1 pseudogene is annotated in these 429 nt (G+C 36.8%); it reads right to left on the bottom strand.

Annotated elements, in window-relative coordinates:
* Positions 1-429: pseudogene (locus tag HMPREF2837_RS05120) on the bottom strand (conjugal transfer protein TrbL); the annotation flags it as partial.

Here is a 429-nt window from a genome sequence, read left to right as displayed (position 1 = left end):
TATAGATAACCCCCTTGGCAATTGAAGCAAAGGCTGTTCCCCAGGAATCACTGGAACCAGTCGTGACCTTTAGGATATCTGCCGCAACAATCGAATCATATACAACAGAAACAATAATTAGGATGACACCAATAAGGGCAGAGGCTGCAAAGTATTTTAGGAAGTTAATCGTAACAGAGCGCAACGAATCCATCATAAAGAAGGCTACTAACAATGGAGCTAGGGCTTTAAGCATATACAAATCCAAGTAACGTAAGAAAACAATAATCCCTAGAATAATGTTAGCTACTCCACTTACAGCTTTCCCTACTAAAGTAATGATAGTTTTTTCAAATATTCCTTTCCCACCAGAAATATTAGAATCAATGGTTGCTTTAACAGTAGGTGTTACATGAGCAATTACCTTTACAATAATATTAAGTAATTCCA

Origin of the sequence: Streptococcus sp. HMSC071D03, assembly GCF_001812125.1 — a bacterium.
Classification (GTDB): domain Bacteria; phylum Bacillota; class Bacilli; order Lactobacillales; family Streptococcaceae; genus Streptococcus; species Streptococcus pseudopneumoniae_N.
This window is presented reverse-complemented; position numbering and strand designations above follow the sequence as displayed.